5 protein-coding genes are annotated in these 5,571 nt (G+C 71.2%); 2 read left to right on the top strand and 3 right to left on the bottom strand.

The window, feature by feature from the left end:
- Nucleotides 1–183: 183 nt before the first annotated feature.
- The 3 genes from LOY02_RS14550 to LOY02_RS14540 are packed head-to-tail and all read right to left on the bottom strand — an operon-like array spanning nucleotide 184 to nucleotide 3,468.
- Nucleotides 184–1,878 carry a polyketide antibiotic transporter gene (locus tag LOY02_RS14550; RefSeq protein ID WP_317183082.1) on the bottom strand — a complete coding sequence of 565 codons (1,695 nt, stop codon included), beginning with the start codon at nucleotides 1,876–1,878 and terminating at the stop codon, nucleotides 184–186.
- Nucleotides 1,875–2,795 (bottom strand): ABC transporter ATP-binding protein, encoded by a 921-nt coding sequence (locus LOY02_RS14545; RefSeq protein ID WP_317183081.1) that lies wholly within the window; start codon nucleotides 2,793–2,795, stop codon nucleotides 1,875–1,877. Before LOY02_RS14545 ends, LOY02_RS14550 begins: the two co-directional genes overlap by 4 nt.
- Nucleotides 2,788–3,468, bottom strand: a complete 681-nt coding sequence (locus LOY02_RS14540) for a TetR/AcrR family transcriptional regulator (protein ID WP_317183080.1) — start codon at nucleotides 3,466–3,468, stop codon at nucleotides 2,788–2,790. Before LOY02_RS14540 ends, LOY02_RS14545 begins: the two co-directional genes overlap by 8 nt.
- A gap of 128 nt (nucleotides 3,469–3,596) precedes the next feature.
- Here LOY02_RS14540 and LOY02_RS14535 point away from each other — a divergent pair, with 128 nt between their 5' ends.
- Both LOY02_RS14535 and LOY02_RS14530 read left to right on the top strand, forming a co-directional pair.
- On the top strand, nucleotides 3,597–4,844 hold the full coding sequence (locus LOY02_RS14535) for an FAD/NAD(P)-binding oxidoreductase (RefSeq protein ID WP_317183079.1): 1,248 nt from the start codon (nucleotides 3,597–3,599) through the stop codon (nucleotides 4,842–4,844).
- Between the two features lie 73 nt (nucleotides 4,845–4,917).
- Nucleotides 4,918–5,526, top strand: coding sequence for a hemerythrin domain-containing protein (locus LOY02_RS14530; protein ID WP_317183078.1), 609 nt, complete (start codon nucleotides 4,918–4,920; stop codon nucleotides 5,524–5,526).
- Nucleotides 5,527–5,571: the final 45 nt, after the last annotated feature.

The following is a 5,571-nucleotide window of genomic DNA, read 5'->3' as shown; positions in this document are numbered from 1 at the left end:
CCCCAACGGTCGAGTGGCCCCAAACGCCGGGGTCGCCCTCAGGTCGAGTGGCCGCAAGAGTCGGCCCAAAAGGTCGAGGGGCCTCAACTCCACGGCTTTTGCGGCCACTCGACTTTGGCTCTTGGCCGTGCCTTCCTGCGTTTGGGGCCACTCGACTTGGCGTTTGGGGCCACTCGACGGGGCCTACTCGCCGGGCACGACGTCCCGGCGCCGGAAACCGACGAAGCCGGCCGCGGCGAGGGCCAGCGCCAGCCCGCTCATGACGACGAGGGGCGCGGCGTCGACGTCCGCGCCCGGCACGAGCGGCGTGTGGTAGACGGGCGACAGGGACATCGCCCAGTCCGGCAGGCCGAGCATGCCGCCGAGATAGAGCGCGATGGTGACCCAGACGACGAGGGCCCATGCGAGCGCGGCCAGCCGAGGGATGAGTCCATAGAGGGCGACGGCGGCCGCGATCATCAGCAGGGTCGCCGGGAGATACGCGAGCGAGGCGACCGTGAGGTCCCAGATCCAGTGGCTCTCGCCCGTCCCCGCGGCCATGCCGAGCCCGACACCGAGGCCGATGAGCAGGAGCATGGCGGTCGCCTGTGCGGCGACGACGACGGTCCAGCCGCCGAGCAGCGCGGGCCGGGAGCTGCCCGTGACGAGGACGGCCTCGGCGCGCCCGGCCGCCTCCTCCGAGCGGAGGCGCACCACGCCGGCCACACCGATGGCGATCGGTGCGATGACGAGGAAGGACAGCATCGCGGCGGCGAAGCTCGTCGTCAGGTCGGCGAGGTCGATCGCGATCCACTCGCCGATCTGGGGGATGTCCTGCATGACGTCCTCGAGCGAGTTGGCGAGCGCCCCGAAGGCGATCGCGAAGAAGACCATCCCGATGGTCCAGCCGAGGGCCACGTTCCACAGGAGGCGATGGGCGAGTCCGACGTTGGACAGCAGCCGGGGCGATGCCTGCGCCGGGCCGGGCCTGGGAGCGCGAAGGCCGGCGCCGAGGTCGCGTCGCTGCGCGAGGACCACCGTCGTGGCGAGCAGTCCGACGACCGCTGCGACCGAGAGGGCGAGCGGCCACCAGCGCAGGTCGACGTAGAGCTTGGTCTGCTGCGCCCAGGCGAGCGGGGAGAGCCAGGACAGCCACGAGCCCTGGTTGTCGATGACGTCGCCGAGGCCGCGGACGAGGAAGGCCAGGGCGAGCGCACCGAGCGCCATGCTCGAGGCAGCCCGCGCATGCTCGGTCAGCTGTGCAGTGATCCCACCCACCGCGCCGAAGACGAGGCCGGTGAGGGCGGTGGCGACGCCGATCGCGATGGAGCTCGCCGTCTCCTGGCCGGTGCCGACGAGCGCCACCGTGGTCGCCGCACCGACCGCGAGGTTGGCGAGTGCGACGGTGATGATGGCGGCGACCGCGGGGGCGAACCGGCCGACCGGCAGGGCGCGCACGACCTCGAGGCGCCCGGACTCCTCCTCGGCCCGCGTGTGCCGCACGACGAGCAGGATGCTCATGATGGCCGAGGCGATGAACAGCCACAGCGACAGCTCGTTCGCGAGCATCGCGCCGAAGGTGTAGTTGTCGAGTCCGAAGGCGGGACCGGTCATCATCACCGCGGAGGGGTTCGACATGAAGGCCGCGCGGGCCTGAAGCGACTCTGGGGTGGTGTACGTCGCGTCGAGTGAGGCAACCGACCCCGCGACGATGATGCCGAAGGAGACGGTCCAGATCGCGATGCGGACCCGGTCGAGCCGGAGGAAGAGCCGCAGCAGGTCGGACGTGCCGGCCCACGGGTCTGCGGTGCCACTGCTCCTCGGCTCCGGCGCGCGCGATCCCGGTGCCGCTCCGGAGCTGCGTCCTGCCGTGGTGGTGGGCGTGCTCGATGCGCTCATCGGGTCGCCGCCTCCGGGGCGACCGTGACCTCGTCGCCGTAGTGGCGCATGAAGAGCTCCTCGAGCGAGGGCGGTGCGATGGTGAGGTTCTCGACGCCGGTGTCGGCGAGCAGCCGCAGGACGTCGTTGACGTGGGCGTTGTCCACGTCGAAGCGCAGGTAGCCATCGTCGACGGTGAGGTCATGCACCCCGGTCGCCCCGGAGAGCGCCGCGGGGTCGGCCGCCGTCGTCGCCGTGACCGTCGATCTCGTGAGGTGGCGCAGCTCGGCGAGCGTGCCGGTCTCGACGTCACGGCCTGCGCGGATGATCGTCACCGTGTCGCAGAGCTTCTCGACCTCCGCGAGGATGTGGCTCGACAGGAGCACGGTGCGGCCCTGGTCGCGCAGGTTGCGCACCTCGTCGGTGAAGGCCGCCTCCATGAGGGGGTCGAGCCCGGAGGTCGGTTCGTCGAGGAGGAAGAGCTCGGCGTCGGAGGCGAGCGCCGCGACGAGGGCGACCTTCTGCCGGTTCCCCTTGGAGTAGGTCCGGGCCTTCTTCGTCGGGTCGAGCTCGAAGCGCTCGAGCAGCTCGTCGCGTCTGCGGCGGTCGGCCGCCTTGCCGTAGAGCCGCGTCAGGACGTCGATCGCCTCGCCGCCCGTGAGGTTGGGCCAGAGGTTCGTGTCCCCGGCCACGTAGGCGATGCGTCGGTGGATGGCGACGGCGTCCACCCACGGGTCGAGGCCGAGCACCTGAGCATGGCCGGAGTCGGCTCGCAGCATCCCCAGCAGGATCCGGATCGTCGTTGACTTCCCGGAGCCGTTGGGCCCGAGGAAACCGGCGACCTGTCCCGTCTCGACGCGGAGCGAGAAGCCGTTGAGAGCGTGGGTGGTGCCGAAGGACTTCGTCAGCTCGCGGGTCTCGATGGCGAGGTCAGACATGGGGACTCCTCTGGTTGTGGAGGGGGAGATGGAGGGTGGACAGGTAGGCATCGAGCCGGGTCGAGTCCGTCAGGAGCGGCTCGGTGTAGAGCTCGAGGAGAGGCAGGATCATCCGGTCCGCGTACGTGCGCAGCAGCGTCGGCAGCTCGGCGATGTCGAGGACCTCACCGCGCCCGGGGAGCTGCAGCAGGAGGGCGCCGAGCGCCTGCTCCGTGATGAGTCGGGCCCGTGCTGCAGGGTCGCGGCTGGCGCTCACGGTGCCGGCCTCTTCGGCCTCGTGGAGGTAGTCCTCGGCTCCGGCGGCGAGCTGGTCGACGAGCCGCGCGGCGAGTGCCCCGCCACTCTGGAGGCCTCGCAGGATGTAGCCGACGAGATGGGAGTAGCCCTCGATCTCGGCGAACTGTGCGAGCATCACGGCTGCGCCGCCAGGCGCCAGGACGGAGGCCTTGTTGGCCCGGATCTGGGCCAGGACGTGCTCGTCGCACGCCTCGCGCAGGCCGGCGCGCGAACCGAAGTGGTGCAGGATCAGCGCCGGACTCGCCGACGCATCGGCGGCGATGGCCCGCAACGGCGCGTCCATCCCGTCGGCCGCGAAGCGTCGGATGGCTGCCTCCCGGATGCGCGCCCGGGTGGTGAGGTCGGCTGCCGCGGCGGTCGGCCGCGTTGAACTCATGTACAGGATCCTAAACGCTTGTTCAGGACGTGTCCACGCCGTATGCCGCTCAGCTGCGCCCCAGCCAGCCCAGCGGCATACGGCCCCCGCTACTCGACCCCGTGCGTGAGGTGGGGGAGAGTGGCCCCATGACCAACAGCGATCCCATCGTCATCGTCGGGGGCGGTCTCACGGCCGCCCGTGCCATCGAAGCCATCCGGGAGAGCGACCAGGACACTCCGGTCGTCCTCGTGGGCAAGGAGAACCGGCTCCCCTACGAGCGCCCGCCGTTGTCCAAGGGCGTCATGCTCGGCAACGACCCCGAGGACTCCGCCTTCACGCACCCCCGGGAGTGGTACGACGAGAACCACGTCGAGCTGCGGCTCGGCGTCGCGGCGGACCGGCTCGACACCGGCGCTCGCACCGTGACGTTGTCCGACGGGAGCGAGCTCTCCTACGGCGCGCTGCTCATCGCGACCGGCTCCGGCCTGCGCAAGCTCGACGCGCCGGGCACCGACCTCGCCGACGTCTTCTACCTCAGGTCCATGCCGGACTCGGCGAAGATCCGTGCGCGTCTCGTCGCGGGGAGCGAGGTCGTCATCGTCGGCGCAGGCTGGATCGGCCTGGAGGTCGCCGCGGCCGCCCGGCACCACGGCGCCGAGGTCACCATCATCGAGCCGCAGCCGGCTCCCCTCTACGGCGTCGTCGGCGAGCAGGTCGGCTCCTGGTTCGCCGACCTCCATCGCGGCCACGGCGTCACGCTTCGACTCGGGGAGGGCGTCGAGCGGCTCGAGGGGGAGGACGGGAAGGTCACGGCTGTCGTGACGAGCAGCGGGGAGCGGCTCCCAGCGGACACCGTCGTCATCGGGGTCGGGATCCGGCCGAACACCCGGCTGGCGGAGGACGCCGGTCTCGAGGTCGACGACGGTGTCGTCGTCGACGAGGCACTCCGCACCTCAGCCGAGGGCGTCTACGCCGCAGGCGACGTGGCGAACTGGTTCAACCCCACCCTCGGGACCCGGCTCCGGGTGGAGCACTGGGCCAATGCGCAGGACGGGGGCTACGCGGCCGGCGAGTCGATCGTCGGCAAGGAGGTCCACTACGGGCCCATTCCGTTCTTCTTCTCCGACCAGTACGACATCGGGCTGGAATACGCGGGCCACGTGCCGCGTGACACGGACGCCGAGGTCGTCCTTCGCGGTGACCCCGCGAGCAACGAGTTCATGGCCTTCTGGGTCGTGCCGGAGGGCGACGGAGTCCGCGTCCTCGCAGGGATGCACGTCAACGTGTGGGACACGATGGACGCCGTGCAGGCGCTGATCCGGACCCGCGCTGCCGTCGACCGGGCTCGGCTCGCCGATCCCGGCGTCTCCCTTACCGACCTCGCCGGCCAGTGATCCCGTTTCCGACCGTCTCGCCCGGGTAGGGGCGGGGAGGACCCTCCCGAACCGACTTCCGAAGGTGGTCCCGATGGAGGCCCGCGTCGCCACTCTGCACGAGCTTCGCGCAGCGCTGCACACCGAGCACCAGCACCTCTGGCAGCTCATCGCCGCCGCACGACACGCGGCCGCTGACGCGCGCCGCACGGCCCTGCAGCGTCTCCTGCGCTACCTCGCCGTGCACGAGGCCGCAGAGGAGGTCTCCATCCACAACGTCTGGGTGGACGACTCGACGAGGGAGCGCCTCGACGAGGAGCGCGAGGCAGCGGAGATCGTCGAGCGTCTCGTCCGGGCCGTCGACCAGGCAGATGACCGCCCTGACGACCGGGTCGCCGACGGGGTCGACGGCGGGGTCGACGGCGAGGCCGGCGCGGCGGCGCCCTGGGACGACGAGTTCCTCTTCACCCTCGACCAGCTGGAGCGCAGCCTGCGCGACCACGCCGACGCCGAGGAGAACGAAGAACTGCCGATCCTCGCGACCGAGCTGACCCCGGAGCACCTCGGGGAGATGCTGCGGATCGTGCTGATGGTCCGCGAGGTCGCTGAGGACAGGGCGTCCCCGGTCGCGGACGCCTCGTTCGCGACCATGCGTCTCTCCGCCCAGCAGCAGTTCAAGGCCGCGGTGTCCCAGCTGCGCTGAGGTCCCCGGCTGCGCTGGGGTCCCCAGCTGCGCTGAAGTCCACAG

The organism is Intrasporangium sp., from assembly GCF_032907665.1.
Lineage (GTDB): Bacteria > Actinomycetota > Actinomycetes > Actinomycetales > Dermatophilaceae > Intrasporangium.
Note: the sequence above shows the minus strand (reverse complement) of the source record. Positions and strands in the feature narration are given on the sequence as shown.